At 67.6% G+C, this 17070-nt stretch carries 17 protein-coding genes and 2 tRNA genes; 11 read left to right on the top strand and 8 right to left on the bottom strand.

Features of this window, described 5'->3' with window-relative positions:
* Window positions 1-45: 45 nt before the first annotated feature.
* Window positions 46-900, bottom strand: coding sequence for an NAD(P)-binding domain-containing protein (locus ACN5KJ_RS14505; RefSeq protein ID WP_418594757.1), 855 nt, complete (start codon window positions 898-900; stop codon window positions 46-48).
* Window positions 901-946: 46 nt separating this feature from the next.
* Window positions 947-1840: a LysR family transcriptional regulator gene (locus ACN5KJ_RS14500; RefSeq protein ID WP_418594756.1), complete on the bottom strand. Its 894-nt coding sequence runs from the start codon at window positions 1838-1840 to the stop codon at window positions 947-949.
* Window positions 1841-2330: 490 nt separating this feature from the next.
* On the opposite strand from ACN5KJ_RS14500, the gene ACN5KJ_RS14495 reads away from it, so the two are divergent.
* Window positions 2331-2407 (top strand) — tRNA-Met (locus tag ACN5KJ_RS14495).
* A 478-nt stretch (window positions 2408-2885) separates the two neighbouring features.
* Here ACN5KJ_RS14495 and ACN5KJ_RS14490 read toward each other — a convergent pair.
* From ACN5KJ_RS14490 to ACN5KJ_RS14475, 4 genes are read right to left on the bottom strand one after another with little or no spacing between them, the layout of a single operon-like run.
* Window positions 2886-4130, bottom strand: a complete 1245-nt coding sequence (locus ACN5KJ_RS14490; RefSeq protein ID WP_418594755.1) for a ribulose-bisphosphate carboxylase large subunit family protein — start codon at window positions 4128-4130, stop codon at window positions 2886-2888.
* A gap of 7 nt (window positions 4131-4137) precedes the next feature.
* Window positions 4138-5424, bottom strand: a complete 1287-nt coding sequence (locus tag ACN5KJ_RS14485; protein ID WP_418594754.1) for a TRAP transporter large permease — start codon at window positions 5422-5424, stop codon at window positions 4138-4140.
* A gap of 9 nt (window positions 5425-5433) precedes the next feature.
* Complete coding sequence (locus ACN5KJ_RS14480) at window positions 5434-5925, bottom strand: TRAP transporter small permease (protein WP_418594753.1); 492 nt, start codon at window positions 5923-5925, stop codon at window positions 5434-5436.
* A 48-nt stretch (window positions 5926-5973) separates the two neighbouring features.
* On the bottom strand, window positions 5974-6948 hold the full coding sequence (locus tag ACN5KJ_RS14475) for a TRAP transporter substrate-binding protein (RefSeq protein ID WP_347165987.1): 975 nt from the start codon (window positions 6946-6948) through the stop codon (window positions 5974-5976).
* 153 nt (window positions 6949-7101) lie between these two features.
* Between ACN5KJ_RS14475 and ACN5KJ_RS14470 the strand changes: the two genes are divergently transcribed.
* The 4 genes from ACN5KJ_RS14470 (at window position 7102) to ACN5KJ_RS14455 (ending at window position 10254) form a co-directional block, all read left to right on the top strand.
* Window positions 7102-7896 carry an SDR family NAD(P)-dependent oxidoreductase gene (locus ACN5KJ_RS14470; protein ID WP_418594752.1) on the top strand — a complete coding sequence of 265 codons (795 nt, stop codon included), beginning with the start codon at window positions 7102-7104 and terminating at the stop codon, window positions 7894-7896.
* Window positions 7897-8020: 124 nt separating this feature from the next.
* Complete coding sequence (locus ACN5KJ_RS14465) at window positions 8021-8677, top strand: GntR family transcriptional regulator (RefSeq protein WP_418594751.1); 657 nt, start codon at window positions 8021-8023, stop codon at window positions 8675-8677.
* Between the two features lie 262 nt (window positions 8678-8939).
* Window positions 8940-9635 carry a hypothetical protein gene (locus tag ACN5KJ_RS14460; protein WP_418594750.1) on the top strand — a complete coding sequence of 232 codons (696 nt, stop codon included), beginning with the start codon at window positions 8940-8942 and terminating at the stop codon, window positions 9633-9635.
* Between the two features lie 4 nt (window positions 9636-9639).
* Entirely contained in the window at window positions 9640-10254 is a 615-nt protein-coding gene (locus ACN5KJ_RS14455) for a hypothetical protein (RefSeq protein ID WP_418594749.1), read from the top strand.
* Window positions 10255-10256: 2 nt separating this feature from the next.
* Here the strand turns inward: ACN5KJ_RS14455 and ACN5KJ_RS14450 are convergent, their stop codons facing one another.
* Window positions 10257-11288: a hypothetical protein gene (locus ACN5KJ_RS14450; protein ID WP_418594748.1), complete on the bottom strand. Its 1032-nt coding sequence runs from the start codon at window positions 11286-11288 to the stop codon at window positions 10257-10259.
* Between the two features lie 129 nt (window positions 11289-11417).
* Between ACN5KJ_RS14450 and ACN5KJ_RS14445 the strand changes: the two genes are divergently transcribed.
* Together ACN5KJ_RS14445 and ACN5KJ_RS14440 are read left to right on the top strand one after the other, a co-directional pair.
* Complete coding sequence (locus ACN5KJ_RS14445; RefSeq protein ID WP_347165993.1) at window positions 11418-12032, top strand: hypothetical protein; 615 nt, start codon at window positions 11418-11420, stop codon at window positions 12030-12032.
* A gap of 2 nt (window positions 12033-12034) precedes the next feature.
* The gene (locus tag ACN5KJ_RS14440; RefSeq protein WP_418594747.1) at window positions 12035-12907 is read left to right on the top strand and encodes a hypothetical protein; all 873 of its coding nucleotides are present in this window, start codon (window positions 12035-12037) and stop codon (window positions 12905-12907) included.
* A 351-nt stretch (window positions 12908-13258) separates the two neighbouring features.
* On the opposite strand, the gene ACN5KJ_RS14435 is transcribed toward ACN5KJ_RS14440, so the two are convergent.
* Window positions 13259-13334: transfer RNA gene (locus ACN5KJ_RS14435), tRNA-Lys, on the bottom strand.
* A 128-nt stretch (window positions 13335-13462) separates the two neighbouring features.
* On the opposite strand from ACN5KJ_RS14435, the gene dapF reads away from it, so the two are divergent.
* The 4 genes from dapF to ACN5KJ_RS14415 all read left to right on the top strand — a co-directional run bounded on the left by dapF (window position 13463) and on the right by ACN5KJ_RS14415 (window position 17064).
* Window positions 13463-14293: a diaminopimelate epimerase gene (dapF, locus tag ACN5KJ_RS14430; RefSeq protein ID WP_418594746.1), complete on the top strand. Its 831-nt coding sequence runs from the start codon at window positions 13463-13465 to the stop codon at window positions 14291-14293.
* Window positions 14290-15543, top strand: coding sequence for a tRNA (N(6)-L-threonylcarbamoyladenosine(37)-C(2))-methylthiotransferase MtaB (mtaB, locus tag ACN5KJ_RS14425; RefSeq protein WP_418594745.1), 1254 nt, complete (start codon window positions 14290-14292; stop codon window positions 15541-15543). Before dapF ends, mtaB begins: the two co-directional genes overlap by 4 nt.
* A 3-nt stretch (window positions 15544-15546) precedes the next feature.
* A complete protein-coding gene (locus tag ACN5KJ_RS14420) occupies window positions 15547-16155 on the top strand; it encodes an FMN-binding negative transcriptional regulator (protein ID WP_418594744.1) in 609 nt (202 codons plus the stop codon).
* A gap of 213 nt (window positions 16156-16368) precedes the next feature.
* Window positions 16369-17064, top strand: a complete 696-nt coding sequence (locus ACN5KJ_RS14415; protein WP_418594743.1) for a CDP-alcohol phosphatidyltransferase family protein — start codon at window positions 16369-16371, stop codon at window positions 17062-17064.
* Window positions 17065-17070 lie beyond the last annotated feature (6 nt).

Genomic DNA, 17070 nt, shown 5'->3' with positions numbered 1-17070 from the left:
CGCTCTTCGAAGAGCGTTGGAAGCCGCTTCGAAGCGGCTTCCCCCTCACCCCCGGCGCAGCGCCGCGATCTCGCCCACGGCGGCTTCCAGATCGCCTTCGGGGATGTCGTCCGCCGAGAGGGTGCCCATCAGCGACTGCACCCGCGCCACCTCTGCCGCCAGCGCGCCGTTCAGGCCGAGGTCGGTCAGGGTGGCGGCGCTTTCCTCCATCTCTGCCGCGCGGCGCTTGCCGTGGCGCAGCGTGCGCTCGAAATTGTACGACACGTTGTTGGGCCAATCGAGCCCCGGGAAGCTGCCCGAGAGCGAGGTCAGCACCCGCTCGAAGCAGCCCGAGGCCTTGGCGGCCAGCATCGCCTCGACGGTGATCGCCTCCAGCCCCTTCACGAAGAGCGAGCGCACCATCTTGATCGCCGTCGCCGCGCCCGGCGCATCCTCGACCACCTCGCCCTTGAAGCCCGCCTCGAAGAACTCCGGCCCCAGCGTGCTGGCCTCGTGCCCCGCCAGCAGCACCGGCGTCGCGTGGCCGCGCGGGTGGACGGGCGCCATCACCGCCATGTCGATGTAGCGCGCCCCGGCCTCCTCGACCTCTGCCGCCGTGGTGCGCTTGCGGTTCGGCGAGACAGAGTTGATGTCGATGTAGACCTGCCCCTGCACCAGGTGCGGCAGCACCGAGCGCGCGGCGTTCAGGCTCTGGTCGGCGGTGACGGCGGCGATCACCCAGCGCGCGCCCTCGATGGCCTCGGCGGGGCTCGCGGCGGCGCGGATGCCACGCGCGGTCATGGCCTCTTTCATCTCGGCGCTGTCGATCAGGTCGTAGGCGGCGATGCTGTGACCGGCGGGCAGCAGCGTGTCGGCAAAGGCGCGACCGGCCTCGCCGAAGCCGATGAAGGCGATGTTCATGGTCTGGGTCTCCTGTAGGCGGGCGGTCCTTGCGCCGCCCGGTGGTCTAGGGGGTCAGACCGCCGGACAGGCCGGCGGTCTTGAGGATCACGGATTTCAGCAGATGCACGGCGGGCGGCAGATAGGCGTCGCGCCGGGTCATCAGGGCAAAGTTGCGCGGCATGGTGACCTGCGGGCAGGGCAGTTCCACCAGCGCGCGCCGCATGTAGCGGCCGCAGAAGGTCAGAAGCTGCATCTCTTCGACCATCCGGTGCAGCATGATCATGGAATCGGATTCGATCAGCGGGGTCGGCGCCGGGAAGCCATGCGTGGTAAAGGCGGCGTCCAGCCAGGCCCGCAACGAAAGCGACTGCGACTGCAGCGCCCAGCGGGCCTCGGCCAGGTCCTCTATCCGCAGCGTCCCGCGCTGCAGCAGCGGGTGGCGCGGGCTGGTGGCAAGGATGACCTCGTCGCGCAGCACCACCTGGGTGTCGAACTCGGTCTCGTCCTCGCCGTGGCAGGGCGAGACGATGATGTCCAGCTCGTCGCGCCGCAGCTTGTCCTTCAGCGCGTCGGCCATGCCGATGGACAGCTCGAAGCGCACACCCGGCGCCTGTTCGTTCAAAGCCCGGAAGGCGGCGGGCAGCAGGTTCTCGACCGAGGTGGTGCCGCCGCCGATCCGCACCACGCCCGCCAGCCCCTGCGCATGGCCGCGCAGCTCGCGCTCGATATCGCTGACGGTCAGGCGCAGGCGGCACGCGCGTTCCAGCAGCACCTCGCCCAGCGGGGTGATCGCCTTGCCCCGCCCCTCGCGCAGGAAAAGCGGGCCGCCCAGGTCCTGTTCCAGCCGCCGCACCGCCTTGGTCAGCGCCTGCTTGGTCAGGCCCAGCCGGTCCGCCGCCTCTTCGTAGGTGGCGGTGGTCGCGATGGTCTCGAAATAACTCAGGTCGCGCAGATCCATGCCCCTGTCCCTTTTTCCTAGCCCCGGGAAGGCCCGGTCAAGAACGGCGCGGCAGGTGGCAGCAACGGCCCGCAGGGGCGCCTGCCGACCACCACGAAAGGCGCGGATGTGCTGCGTGCATGGGTTTGTCCTCCCGAAACGACCGCCGGAACGGACCAGCTGGGCCATGCCTATACAGCGCGCCCCCTGAAGTGTGAACTGCAGTTGAACATTTTTCGATCACTGTAAACTACAGGTCGCTCATTGGTGCGCGGCAGGCAACGAATGCCGCCGCTGGCAGGTGAACACACGCCGCAAGACGTCCCGCCGCCCGGGTCACGGGGCAGAAACGCCCCGAACAGCCCCGCCAAAGCCCTCCTTGCCACGCCACAGCCCCCTTCTCACCCTGACCGTTTCCGCCGCTCCGCGCGCCTGTCGAAAAAATTTTACAATTCCGTCTCTGGGGGCCTTGCGGACCCCGGAGGAATACAATAGTTCACCCAAACATTGGCGCGGGGTGGAGCAGCCCGGTAGCTCGTCAGGCTCATAACCTGAAGGTCGTAGGTTCAAATCCTACCCCCGCAACCAAAAAACAAGGGCCCCGAGGCGATAGCGCCCGGGGCCCTTTTTTTCGCCTCAACGCCACCTTACCATTTCAACCGACTCGCGGGCGGGCCGCACGGATTGCCGCCCGCCGCCTGGGATGCCAAAGCCACCCGAAGGTCTCGGCGCATCGCGGGCACCGCTTCGCGGGCGCAGAGCGGGCAGTGCACAGGCCGGGCGATCCCCGCGGCGGAGATGACGCACGACCGGGGGTGTTGACGGCAGGCGCCACGGCCCGAGGTCCGCGCCGCCGCCCTGCCCGGCCATCGGAAAGCGCAGGACGGGACGGCGCCGCACCGGCTCGCCCCTGACACGGGTATCGGCACCGGCACATGCGCAACCACCCCGGCGATTCGCGGCGGAGCGGCGGCGCGCGGACGTCCGCCCTGCGCGCCGTTGGCCGAGCCTTGACGCCCCCCCCCTGCACGCGCGAAGCATCGCCCCGGGGCAAAGCGCCCTGCCCTCAGGAAAAGGCCCGGATCGCGGCAGCAAGGCGCGCGTCGTCGCGCGCGGCCTGTTCCAGCGGGATCCCCGCAACCGCAGCCTCCCAGGCGGCGCGCAGCGCGTGCACCCCGGCGGCGACCCCGTCGGGATGCGCCACGACGCCTCCGCCCGCGCAGAAGATCAGGTCGGTCGAGCCGATGGCGCGGTAGGTCGCGTCCGCCTGAAGCACGGTCTGCCCCGAGGAGAAGACCGGCATGACCGTGCGGGGGTGGTCGGGATGCAGCGGCGTCAGGCAGGCGCGGGCCGAGGCGACAGAGCTTTCGTCCGGCTCCCAGAACTTGTTGGCAATGCCGTTGACATGCATGTGGTCGACCCCCGCCACGCGCCAGAGCGTCGCCCATGCCGGGTAGGACCAGCCGCTGTCCGAGGGGCGGCCCAGCATGCCCCAGCCGTTGCGGTGGGCATGGATTGGCAGGCTGCAATGGCGCCGGAGCGCCGTCAGCCCCGCCAGCCCGACCGAGTTCAGGCTGGCCATGACACAGGTGCCGCCGCGCGCGGCCACGATGTCGTGGCGGCGCTTCATCTCGTCCACCTCGCCGGTGATATTAACCGCATACATGACCTTGCGGCCCAGCCGGTCGGCATGGCGGTCGATGACCTCCATCACCTTCGCGAAACGGTCCTCGAAGGGGCAGAAGGGGCCGTCCGCCTGCAGCTCGTCGTCCTTGATGAAATCGATGCCGCCGGCGCAGAGCGCATCGACCAGCGTGGCGGTGCCCTCGGGCGTCAGCCCGACCGAGGGCTTGACGATGGTGCCGATCAGCGGGCCATCCGCGACCCCGGTCAGGCGGCGCGTGCCAAGGGTTCCGAAACCCGGGCCGGGGTAGGCCTTCAGGAAGGCCTCGGGCAGGTCCAGCGCGGTGATCTTCAGCCCGGCCACCTGCTTCAGCTCGGAAAGGTTGCCCGCCACCGTCGCCACGAGGTTCGGCAGCGAGGGGCCGATGTTTTCCAGCGGCCAGGAAATCCGCATCCTCCAAGAGGTCACCGGCCCGTCGCCCGCGCTGCCGGTCTGCACCGGCGTGCCCGGATCCTCGACCTGCTCCAGCAGCTCGACCCGGGCGGCGGACCGCTCTTTCAGCGCCGCGTCCTCGCCGGGGATGGCGACGAAGGTGCCCGAGGATTGCTCGCCGGCCGCGATCTCGGCGGTGCGGGCGGCGTCGCCCCGGGTGCGCAGGATGTAGTCGGCGGAAAAGCGGTCGGACATGGGGGCCTCAGCGCAGCAGCAATTGCGGGACGATCAGGGAGATCTGCGGCACGAAGGCCACGATCAGCACCGCCACCAGCAGGATGGCGAAGAAGGGCCAGATGGCGCGCAGGTAGTGCCGCAGAGAGATCTTCGCGATCGACATGACGATGAACATGTTCATGCCCACGGGCGGCGTGACAAGCCCCAGCATCAGCACCAGCACCATGACGGTACCCATGTGGACCGGGTCGAAGCCGGCGCTGAGGCCGATGGGCACCAGCAGGGGCGCCACGAGGATCAGCGCCGCGTTGCTTTCCAGAAAGCAGCCGATCACCAGCAGGAAGCCGATCATGACCAGCATCAGCAGCGCGGGCGTTTCTGCCAGCCCGGACAGGCTGGCGGCCAGCGATTGCGGCACGCCAAGCCAGGTCAGCAGCCAGGACACGGCGGCGGCGCCCGCGATGATCAGGAAGATCGCGCCCACGGTCATGGCGCTTTGCCACAGCACGGTGCAGAGGCCGCGCAGCGACAGCTCGCGATACCAGAAGCAGGCAATCAGGATGGCATAGGCGGCGGCCACGGCGCTGGCCTCGGTCGGGGTAAAGACCCCCATCAGGATGCCCCCGACCAGCAGCACCGGCGCAAAGAGCGCGGGGGCGGAGCGCGCGAAGGTCACCAGCAGGTGCCGGACCGTGGCGCGCGGCCGGGTCGGCAGGTTGTCCCGGCGCCCGATGTAGGCGACCAGCAGGCACATGGCAGCGGTCATCAACAGGCCCGGCAGCAGCCCCGCCACCAGCAGTTGCGAGATCGAGGTATTGGTGATGGCGCCGACGATCACCAGCGGGATGCTCGGCGGCACGATGGGGCCGACCGTGGCAGAGGCGGCGGTGACGGCGGCGGCAAAGCCCGGGTCGTAGCCCTCTTTCTTCATCACCTCGATTTCCACCTGCCCAAGGCCCGAGGCATCGGCCACGGCAGAGCCGGACATGCCCGACATCAGCAGACTAGCGACGATGTTCACCTGTGCCAAACCGCCGCGAAAATGGCCGACCAGCGCATTGGCGAAGTCGAAGATGCGGTTGGTGATGCCGCCGGTGTTCATCACCTGCCCGACCAGCACGAAGAAGGGCACCGCCATCAGCGGAAAGCTGTCCATGGCACCGAACATCTTCTGCGGGATCACCAGCATCGGCGTGCGGATGGTCGGATCGGCAAAGAGGAAGACCATCGGGATGGCGACCAGCGCCAGCGCCACGGGGATGCCGAGCACAAGCAGAAGGAAACCTGTGACGGAAGACAGGGCAACGGGCATGGGGAAACCTCAGTGTGCGGCGGGCTCGGCGGGCGCGGGCTCTTCGGGAACGAAGAGACCCAGAAGCTGGCCGAGGATCATCAGGGCAAAGCCGGTGGGCAGGGCGGCATAGATCCAGGACATCGACAGGCCAAGGCCCGGCGTGCGCTGGCGGATGGCACGCTCTGCCAGGTCCCAGCCGTGCCAGAACAGGACAGAAAGGATCGCGCAGGCGATCGCCGTGCCGATCAGGCGCAGCGGCAGGCGCAGGCGCGGCGGCAGCATCTCTGCCCCGATCAGCGCCAGGTGCTGGCCCTTGCGCGCACAGAGCGCCGAGGCCAGCATGGCCAGCCAGACCATGGTGTAGCGCGCCAGCTCCTCGGACCACGACAGCGGCGCCGAGAAGGCGTAGCGCATCAGGACCTGTCCGAGGATCGCCACCAGCATGACGGCGAACAGCAGCCCGCAGAGCGTGGCAAGGCCGCGCACGAAGAAGGCATCGAGAAAGCGGAGGATGGACATGGATCGGCCCCTTGCGGAAGCGGCGGCCCGAAGCCGCCGCCTGCGTTGTCAGTAGTCCTGACCCGCCTCGACGATGCGGGTGTACAGGTCGGTGAAGCCCTCGACGTCCGAGAACTGCTGGTAGACCTCCGCCGTCGCGGCGCGCCATGCCGCAAGGTCGGGCCGGGTCACGGTCATCTTCTCGCCGGCCTTGGCCATGCCCTCCTGAACCGAGGCCTCGACAAGCTCGTCGTTGTAGGCGGCAGCCTGTTCGGCGGCCTCGGTGAAGATCGCGCGGTCGCCCTCGGGGATGCTGTCCCATGCGCTTTCGGCGGCAAGCAGGAACATGAAGCCGTACAGGTGCTTGGTGTCGGCAAGGTAGTCGACGGCCTCGTCGATGCCGGTGGAGGTGATCAGCCCGATCGGGTTTTCCTGACCGTCGATGGTGCCCAGCTGCAGCGCCGGAACCACCTCGGGGAAGGCCATGGGCGTCGGCTGCGCCCCCAGCGCCTTCCACAGGGCGATGCGGGCGGGCATTTCCGGCACGCGGACCTTCATGCCCGCGATGTCACCCAGCTCGTTGACCTCGGCGTTGGTGGTCAGCAGCCGGGGCGAGCGCATCAGCGTCGCGATCTTGCGGGCGCCAAGGTTCTGGCTAAGCCGGTCCGAAATGTCGTCACCGATGGGGCCGTTCATGACCGCGCGCACGTGGTCGTTGTTCTTGAACAGCAGATCCCATTCCACGATCATCAGCGCCGGGTCGAAGTTCTGCACGATACCGCCGAGGATGGCGAAGTCCGAGGTGCCGAACTGAAGCCCCTCCGCGATTTCGCGCTCGCCGCCCGCCTGGCCGGAATGCAGCACGTCGACGCGGTATTCCCCTTCGCTCTGCTCGGCCACGATCTCGGCGAAGCGCAGGGCCGCGTCGACCTCGGGTGTCCCCGGAGAGCCGACAGCCCCCAACTTGAACACGGTTTCGGCGGAAACCGGGATCGCCAGCGCCCCCAACAGGGTGGCGGCGAGGAAGGCATTGCGAAGTGTCATGGTCTCTTTCTCCTCCATGGTTGCGGATACGAACCTCCAAATCCGCATCGCTTGACATTTCACTGACATTTCATAAAACCGGAGTCAAGGCGGTTGATGACGCGGCCCGGCGCCCGGGCCCTGCTCGCCAAGGGATTTCGGAGGAGAAGCAAGATGCTGAACAACAAGATAGCCACGGTCACCGGCGCGGGGCGCGGCATGGGCGAGGCCATCGCGCGGACCCTGTCCGCCAAGGGGGCGGCGGTGGTCGTGTCCGATATCGACGGCGCCGCGGCAGAAACCGTCGCGGCCTCGATTCGCGACGGTGGCGGCAAGGCGGTCGGCCTCCGCATCGACGTCTCCTCCGAGGACGACGCGGCCCGGCTGGCCGAGACTGCGGTGCAGGAATTCGGCGGGCTGGACATCCTCGTGAACAATGCCGGGATCTCGACCACGAAGCTGTTCCTGGAAACCACGAAGCAGGACATGGAACGCATCATCGGCGTCAACCTGATCGGCGCCTTCCTCTGCGCGCAGGCGGCGGTGCGGCACATGCTGCCGAACGGGTCGGGGCGGATCATCAATATCGCGTCCCTGTCCGGCCAGCGCGGCGGCATCGGACGCTCGGCCTATGGGTCGTCCAAGGCCGGGCTGGAACTGCTGACCAAGGTCATGTCGGTGGAACTGGCCGCCAAGGGCGTGCTTGTGAACAACGTGGCGCCGGGCGCCATCGCCACGCAGATGGCGGTGGAACAGCATGACACCAAGACCCGCGAGGCCTATCACTACCTGATCCCGCAGCGCCGCTACGGCACCCCCGAAGAGGTCGCCTTCATGGTGGCCTTCCTGGCCTCGGACGAGGCCTCGCATGTCAGCGGGACCACGGTGAACGTCGACGGCGGCTTCCTTTCCGCCGGCCTGATGTTCGAGCGCGAGGGCGTCGAGGCGGCCCCCACGCCCCGGGCATGACGTCACGGCGGCGTGACCTTTCGGACCCAGACACCCCCGGTCCTGCCCGCCGCCTCTTGATCCCGAGGGCAGGCCCGGCGCAGGCTGGGCCACCCCGCCCGACCGGGCAGAAGACCGAGGAACCATGACAGATCCGGCGCGCAAACCGCTGAAGAAAGACCAGGCCTACCAGACGATCCGCCAGCTGCTGCTGGATGCGGACGATCCGGAGGTGATCTATTCCGAACGCTTCCTTGCCGCAGAGCTGGACATGGGGCTGGCGCCGGTGCGCTCGGCGGTCGAGCGGCTGCGGTCCGAGGGCATCGTCGAGATGATCCCGAAATCCGGCGTGCGCATCCCGCAGATCACCTATCGCGAGGTGATGGACTTCTTCGAGGTGCGGATCCTGCTGGAGCCCTTCATCGCCGGCCGTCTTGCCGGACAGGTGCGGCCGGTGCAGGCCCAGGCGCTCAAGACCCTGATCGCCGACCAGCGCCGCGCGGCGACGACCGGCGACACGCTGGAGTATCACCGCCTCGACCTGGCCTTTCACAGCACGCTGGCCGAGATGTACGGTAACCGCGAGATGGTCCACGCGCTGGCGCAGATGCGGGACAAGATGTACCGCCTGTCCAAGTATATCCACCGCACCCACCCGGACCGGCTGGCCACCAACGTCGAACAGCACGAGAAGGTGGTTCTGGCGATCCTCGACGGGTCCTGCGCAGAGGCGCGGCAGGCGATGGAAACCCACCTGCAATGGGGTCGGGACGTCAACATCGCCCCCGCCGACCGGCGCTAGCCTCCGGCGGGGCGCGGTTCGGGCGCGGCAAAGTGCAAGGGCGGGAACCGCCCGGTGCGGATCGTCCCGCCGGATGTCGCGGAAGGCCTGCGCCAGCCTCTTGCCGCCATGCAGCCCACGGCCTTCACCCTGAACAACGGCCCTGCGCAGGCGCTTGGGCGCTGGCGCCCCCGGCGTGAAAACTGCGGCGGCACCGGGCCTTGCCGCTTGAGAAACACCCGGCACTTGCCTAGCCTCACGCTATCATTTGCAGGAGCTCGCATTGCTTTTCTCCATCTCACGAACAAGGGCCGCTGTCCGGCACCTGAAGTATGCCCTCTGGATTTCCGGCACGGTCGCGGCGCAGGCCGCCGTGGCCCAGAGCATTTCGCTTGAAGATTTCGAGGCGCAGGTCAACCAGCGCGCCGGCACGCTCTCTGGGTACGAGTCCTATCTGACAAACCCCGACCCCAAGCGCGCCATGGCGGCCTTGCAGATCATGCTGGAATCCGGCGACCCGACGCTGGTTCAGATGGCCCTGTCCGTCGGCATCTACAGTGCGGACGCCAATCTTCGGCAGACTGCGCTCGAGGCATTCCTTGCAGGCACGCCGTCGCTGGATCTTTTTTTCGATGGATCCGAGACCGTCAAAGACGATCAGATCGAGACCTACAACGCCCTGATGCGCGGCTATCGCGGGTCGGTCGGCGCGAAGAACCGCGCAAGCCTGAGCCTGAAGATCGGCGCGTGGAACGACGAAAAGGGCTGCTATCTGAACCTCGATGCGCCCGATTTCTGCCTGCTCCGGGTCAATGCGACGACGGTCAGCCTTCAGCTCGTCAGCTCGGACAACAACACGCCGCGCCAATGGGTCGTGCTCGAACTTGGGGATGACGGCGCGCTTGGCGGGACCATGACAGCACGCTACGGCCGGGAAGACCTTGGCCCGCTGGGCTTGACGATGCGGCTGAGCGAGTGAGGCCATGACCATGAAAGCAATTCTTGCCGGACTTCTGATTGCCTCCGGGACACTGGCGGGCGCGCAGTCCCTGTCGGTGGCCGAGATCACCAGCCAGATCGACGCGGAAATGTCCGGGCTCGACGAATATGCCGCGCTTCTGAATGACCCCGACCCGCGCCGCGCGCTCAAGGCGATGGAGATCATGCTGGGCTCGGGCGACCCGGAGCTGGAACGGCTGGCGCTGGATTTCGGGATTTACAGCACCGATGCCCGGGTGAGGCGGACAGCCTTTGAAACATGGATCAAGACCGAGCCAACCCTCGTGTTCCGCTTCATGGCCGGGAAGGACCGCGCCGAAGAGGTCGCGCGCTACATCGGGAATTTCAAAGGCACGATGAACGCTGAGGGCATCGGAACAACAAGCTACGTGGTCGGGGCCTTCGACGCTGACCGCAACTGCTACATCTGGAAGTCCTATTCCAACTGCGCGGTTTCAGTCTCGGACGATGCCATCATCCTCAATTTCGACAACAACTGGAGCGAGCTGACCATTTCGGACGATGCGAAGCTGGTTGGCGTTGTTCAGCTCAATCGCAATATTGCACCGGTTCCGGTCGAAATCCCGATATCGCGCTGATCCTATTTGGCGGTCACACTGTCCAGGCGCACGGGGCCCGCGGTCCAGGCGCTGGCGATGGTGATGCGCAGGCGGCGTGCCGAGGTGCCAAGCCGGGGTCCGGTGTCCAGCACGCCATCCAGCGGCATCTCGCCCGACCAGAAGGTCCGCCAGCGTCCGCCCTCGGGACTGGCGTTGACCTGTATCAGCACCCGGCGCGGCACGGCCTGCCCCTCTTCGACCCCGGCCAACAGCTCCAGCTGCGACAGCGCCTCTGCATCCCGCAGCAGCAGATCGATGACCGCGGGGCCCTTCGGTTCGAACACATAGGCCGCCTCGGGCAGCAGGATGTTTTCGGCCATGTGGCCGGGGCCGATGGCCACGGCGCTTGCCGAAACGAGGTCCAGGGCCAACCCCGACCGCGCGGTCGCCGCCTCGGGTGACGCAGCCGGCGCCGTGGTGGTGGTGGCGAAGACCGCCTGCGTCGACAGCAGCCGCGACAGGTTCATGTGGATTTCCTCGACGCGCATGAAGCGCAACGTGTCGCCCCCCGTCGTATCGATAGCCATGCCCACGGGCACCCCGTCGACCAGCAGAAAGCCCCCGCTCATGCCCTGTCTGGCTGTTGCGGCCCCGGCAGAGGCAAACCGCGCCTCGATGTCCAGGTAGCCGATCCGGGTGATGTCCATCGGCAGCCGCTCGACCCGGCCATCCGTGCCGACCAGCACCAAGGCCCCCGACGTCTTGTGGGCCACCGCTCCGCGCGGCCCCGCAAGATCGCCCAGCTGCGTCTCGCAAAGACCTCCGCCGCGACTGAGAATGCCAAGGGCAAGGTCCACTCCGGGCCAGAACGGCGTGCGAATGCTGGCCCGGGCCGAGCGCCCCTTCTCTGCGATCACCTGGGCGCGGAACTCGCCCCGTGCGACATGGCTGGGCAAAACGACGTAGCAGGTGCCCGCATGCGCAAACAGGAAACCCTGCCCGGTCTCGCCCGACCGCAGGGCGACCGGCTGCGCCGAGACACCGCTTCCCATCGCGAAAAGACATGATATCATCAAAAACATACTGGAAAGCGCATGTTTCAGGCGATTGGGCATGGGGAGATTTCGATGCGGCATGGGGCACTCCTGAGCATCGCGATAGTTGCGGCTCTCGGGTCACCGTGCAAGGCTGAAACCGTCGTTTTGAAGGACTGGCAGGAAACCCTGCGAGAGGCCGCAACCGTGTCCGGCGTCGTCGTTGTCGGTGCCCTGCTGCTTCCCGAAAGCACGGATCCGGAGCCCCGGCTTGCCGTCGCCCTGGACCCGGCCTGGTCGGGGCGGACCCTGTGCGTGGAAGTCATCAGCGCAGACGGCCTGTACCAGTCGCGCAGGCTTTACGACCTTGCCGACGTGCCCGGGGGGCTGACCGGCCTGCCCTACCCGACCGACTACCCCGACCGCCTGCGCGAAGCCGCAGAGGGCGAGATCTCGGTCCGGGGGCGGCTGGACAGTTGCGAGGCGAATACCGGCCTGGTGCCGGTGGCCTGGCGCCCGGTCGAGGATCAGAGACCCACCTCGGTCGCGCTGCAGATCAACGCGTTCAGGGCGGACACCGTGCATATCTTCGTCGGCGACGATCCGATGGCCGCCGCGATTGCCTGCGACCCGGTCGCGGCAGAGGTGCGCACCGCCTTCGACACGATCTGCCGCTTTGCACTGCCGGACCCCGCGCCGGGCACACTGAGCATTGAAATCCTCCGCGTTTCGGACGGCGTGGCAGCCCCTCCGGAATTCGTCGACCTGATCCTGGTGGAATAACCATGCGATGGCTTGACGCTGTCGCAGCGAGCCTGATCCTGTCGATCCTCGCCGCCCTGCTCTGGCTCAATCAGGGGGTCTCGCGCACCTACATCCTTTCCGCGCAAACCCTTGGCGCCGACATCACCTTCGATGGCCGCAACTCCTGGTTCCTGGGCGCCGCTACGCTTTGCACGCCGCGCCAGACCGCCCTGCGGCGGTCGCCCGATCCGGCCACAGCGGCACAATGCGATGGCCGGATCTACGAGGAGAGCGAAGAAACCTCGCTGACCCTGGAATGGCAGGGCGGCAACCAGATTTCCCTGCGCCATGACGGCAGCCGGGTCCTGCTGGTCATCCGGGACGCGCAGGGCCAATACCCCAAGGGCACGATTCTTGTTCTTCCGGCGGCGTCCCTCGCCGGTCTCGGCGCAATGACCTTTGCCGGAACCATGCAGATCGGCGAGGCCATGGCGCCGGGGGCGCGTGGTCTCTTGCTAGAGGGGGACTACACGGTCAGGGAAAGCAACCGCCTGTCCGCATGGTTCGGGCGCCGGTCCGATGTCGTCCGCAGCGGCGCGCTGACCTACGGCGATACCGCCACGATCGTCTCGGACAATCGCGATATGCAAGCAGCGCAGGGGTTCGGGCAGGTGGTCCTGATCGACGGAGATCGGTTTCAGGCGGTTTTCCGCAGCGCAGAGGACGGGGCCGCGATCCGCATCGACGCCCTTGGCGTCAGCGAGGCGATTATCAAACCGGACGTCATCGACACCCTGCTGGCCAGCCCCTACCTCATCGTCATCGGGGGTATCCTGGGCGTTTTGGCCAACCTCATTTCGCTGAGCTTCCAGTTCATCGACCGGGCCCGGAAAGATCGCGGCGGCAGCCCCTGATCCCGGCCCGCCAGGCCGCACCGATTCTTCCAAAGACGGCAGGCCGGTCGAGCGAGCCCCCTCGTCTTCCGACCCGGCGCGGCAGCGGTTTGCCCTCTGCGCGGCGCGCTCATGCGCCGAACCGCAGGGGACGAGCGTTCCGCACCCGCCCCGCGTGTCGACGATTCCCGCTCCACCCGGGAAGCCCGGACCAAGCGCCCGCCGCCCGCTTCGGCGCAGGAGGCAGCCCCACCGGCGCAAACCTCTGGATTGCCTCGGGTTTTCCCGGCCCCTCCAAGTTCGGACGGATCGAGACGCTCGGACGGATGCTTGCGCATCCGTCCGTGTATTCGAGCGATTTCAGGTGTACAGTGGTGAGCCGTGCAGGATTCGAACCTGCGACCCACTGATTAAAAGTCAGTTGCTCTACCAACTGAGCTAACGGCCCACTGTGGCGGCCTGACTATGAGGATGGCCCGGTATGGTCAACCCATAAAATCACGTTTTTTGCCACCTTTCTGCAAGGCGGGTGCCGCGACACTGGAAAGCCGCCCGCTTCGCACGTATATCCGCGCCATGAAACACTCTGCCCCCTCCCTGCCGTTCATGAAAATGCACGGCCTCGGCAACGATTTCGTCGTGATCGATTCCCGTGCGCGGGAGGCGGGTCTGACCCCTGCGCGCGTCACGGCCATTGCCGACCGGCACCGGGGTGTGGGCTTCGACCAGCTGGCAGTGATCTCGGGCGCGGGCAATGCGCCGCACCTGACCTTCTACAACGCCGACGGCTCGACCTCGGCGGCCTGCGGCAATGCCACGCGCTGCATCGCCCGCTACCTGATGGACGAGAGCGGCGCCACGGCGCTGGAGCTGACGACCGACCGGGGCACCCTGTCGGCGCGGGATGCGGGCGACGGGCTGACCTCGGTCAACATGGGGCCGCCGCAGGTCAACTGGCAGGAGATCCCGCTGGCCGAAGCCATGGACACGCTGGAGCTGCCCATCGAGGGCGCGCCGGTGGCGACCGGCATGGGCAACCCGCATTGCACCTTCTTCGTCGAGGATGCCGAGGCGATCCCGCTGGAGCAGTTCGGCCCGCGCTACGAGCACCATCCGCTCTACCCTCAGCGCACCAATGTGCAGGTGGCCAGCGTCATCGGCCCCGATCACATCCGCATGCGCGTGTGGGAGCGCGGCGTGGGCGTGACGCTGGCCTCGGGCTCTTCCTCCTGCGCGACCGCCGTGGCGGCGGCGCGGCGCGGGCTGACCGGGCGCTCGGTGCGGATCGACCTCGACGGCGGCAGCCTGAAGGTGGACTGGCGCGAGGACGGCGTCTGGATGACCGGCGGCACGGCCCATGTCTTCGACGGCGCCTTCACCGCCGCATGGCTGGAGCAGAACCCGTGAGCGCGCCGAAATTCACCACGCTGGGCTGCCGCCTGAACGCCTACGAGACCGAGGCGATGAAGGCGCTGGCCGAAGAGGCGGGCGTCGACAACGCCGTGATCGTGAACACCTGCGCGGTGACCAACGAAGCGGTGGCCAAGGCCCGCAAGGAAATCCGCCGGTTGCGGCGCGAGAACCCCGAGGCCCGCGTCATCGTCACCGGCTGCGCCGCGCAGATCGACCCTGACAGCTTTGCCGCCATGGCAGAGGTCGACCACGTCATCGGCAATACCGAGAAGATGGCGCCCGAGACATGGGCGGGACTGGGCCGCGATTTCATCGGCGAGACCGAGCGCGTGATGGTCAACGACATCATGTCGGTGACGGAAACCGCCGGCCACCTGATCGACGGCTTCGGCTCGCGCTCGCGCGCCTATGTGCAGGTGCAGAACGGCTGCGACCACCGCTGTACCTTCTGCATCATCCCCTATGGGCGCGGCAATTCGCGGTCGGTCCCCGCCGGGGTCGTGGTCGATCAGGTCAAGCGGCTGGTGCAGCAGGGCTATAACGAGGTGGTGCTGACCGGGGTCGACCTGACCTCCTGGGGGGCCGACCTGCCGGGCACGCCACGGCTGGGCGACCTGGTGATGCGGCTTCTGCGGCTGACCGATGTGCCGCGCCTGCGGATCAGCTCGATCGATTCGATCGAGGCGGACGAGAACCTGATGCTGGCCATCGCGACGGAACCGCGCCTGATGCCGCATCTGCACCTGTCGCTGCAACATGGCGACGACCTGATCCTGAAGCGTATGAAACGCCGCCACCTGCGCGACGACGCGATCCGCTTTACCGAAGAGGCGCGGCGCCTGCGCCCCGAGATCACCTTCGGCGCCGATATCATCGCGGGCTTCCCGACCGAGACAGAGGCGCATTTCGAGAACTCGCTGAAGCTGGTCGAAGACTGCGACCTGACCTGGCTGCACGTCTTCCCCTATTCGGCCCGCCCCGGCACCCCCGCCGCACGCATCCCCTCGCGGGTGGATGGCAGCGTGATCAAGGAACGCGCCGCCCGCCTGCGTGCCGCAGGCGATCGCGCCGTGACCCGCCACCTGGCCCAGCAGCAGGGACGCGCGCACCGCGTCCTGACAGAGGCGCCGGACATGGGCCGGACCGAGCAGTTCACCGAGGTGCGCTTTGCCGCACCGCAGCCCGTGGGCCAGATCGTTCCGGTGACGATCACCGGCACCTCGGGCACCCAGTTGACCGCCTGAGCGATGCATCCGAACCCGACCTTCCGAAAGGCCGACAGCGCCCTCGCCCTGAAGATCGCGCGAGAGCGGGCCTTCGGCATGCTCTGCGTCTCTGCCGAGCCGGTGCCGCTTCTGGCGCATGTGCCCTTCCTGCTGTCGGAGGATGGCGCCGGGGTCGACCTGCATCTCGTGCGCTCCAACCCGATCTGCCGGGCGACCGGCCCGGCGCGGCTGGCGGTGACCGGGCCGGACGGCTACGTCTCGCCCGACTGGTACGGGATCGCGGACCAGGTGCCGACATGGAACTATACCGCCGTCCACCTGTCCGGGCGGCTGGAGGCGCTGCCTGCCGACCGGCTGCCGGAGATGCTGGCGCGGCAGTCGGCCTTCTTCGAAGCGCGCCTGCTGCCCAAGCCGCCATGGACCATGGACAAGATGAGCACCGAGGTCACCGCGCGGTTCCTGCGCATGATCCTGCCCTTCCGGCTGCATGTCGAGGATGTGCAAAGCACCGTGAAGCTGGGCCAGAACAAGGACGCGGCGGTGCGCCTTGCCGCGGCCGACCGGCTGGAAACGGGGTTCGGTTCGGACCTGGGGGCGCTGGCGGCACTGATGAAAGAGCCCCCGGCCTGACCGGCGCCCGGCCTGCAGCCGGGGTGGGCGCGGCAGCGGCGCCAAGAGGTATTTGGACCAAGAAGAAGCACAAGGTGCGCGCCCTGCCGATGCCGGGCGCGGGATGCTGCGGGACGGCGGGCGGGGCCACTTTCGCGCGGCCAAACGACCTTGGTGGGCCGGGCCATGGCGGGACGGTTTGCGCTTGTGACCAGAATCGGTCATGACGTGCCGATGAAACTCCAGCAGCGCGCGCTTTTCGTTCATCTCTTCACCGCCACCGGCGCCGTCTTTGCCATGCTTGCCATGCTGGCGGCGGTGCAGGCGCAGTGGCCGGTCATGTTCCTGTGGCTGGTGGTGGCCTTCGTGGTCGACGGAATCGACGGGCCTCTGGCCCGGAAATACGACGTGAAGTCCAACGCCCCCCGGTTCGACGGGGTCCTGCTGGACCTGATCATCGACTACCTGACCTATGTCTTCATCCCGGCCTTCGCCCTGTTCCAGAGCGGCCTTCTGCCCGGCTGGACCGGCTGGTTCGCGATCATCGTGATCACCTTCGCCAGCGCGATGTATTTCGCCGACAACCGGATGAAGACCACCGACAACTCGTTCCAGGGCTTCCCGGGCTGCTGGAACATGCTGGTGCTGGTGCTCTTCGCCATCAAGCCGGGCTTCTGGGTGATCCTGCTGCTGGTCACCGTGCTGGCCGTGGCCATGTTCCTGCCGCTGAAATTCATCCACCCGGTGCGCACCGAACGCTGGCGGGCGCTGTCCCTGCCGATTGCCCTGGCCTGGACCTTCTTTGCCGGATGGGCGGCCTGGGTGGATTTCCATCCCCAGAGCTGGGCGCACTGGGGGCTGGTGGCGACCTCGGTCTACCTGATCTTCGCCGGCATCGCGCAGCAGGTCATCCCGCCGCGCCGGTCCTGAGCCGCG

The organism is Ponticoccus sp. (in: a-proteobacteria) (assembly GCF_048381735.1).
This window is presented reverse-complemented; position numbering and strand designations above follow the sequence as displayed.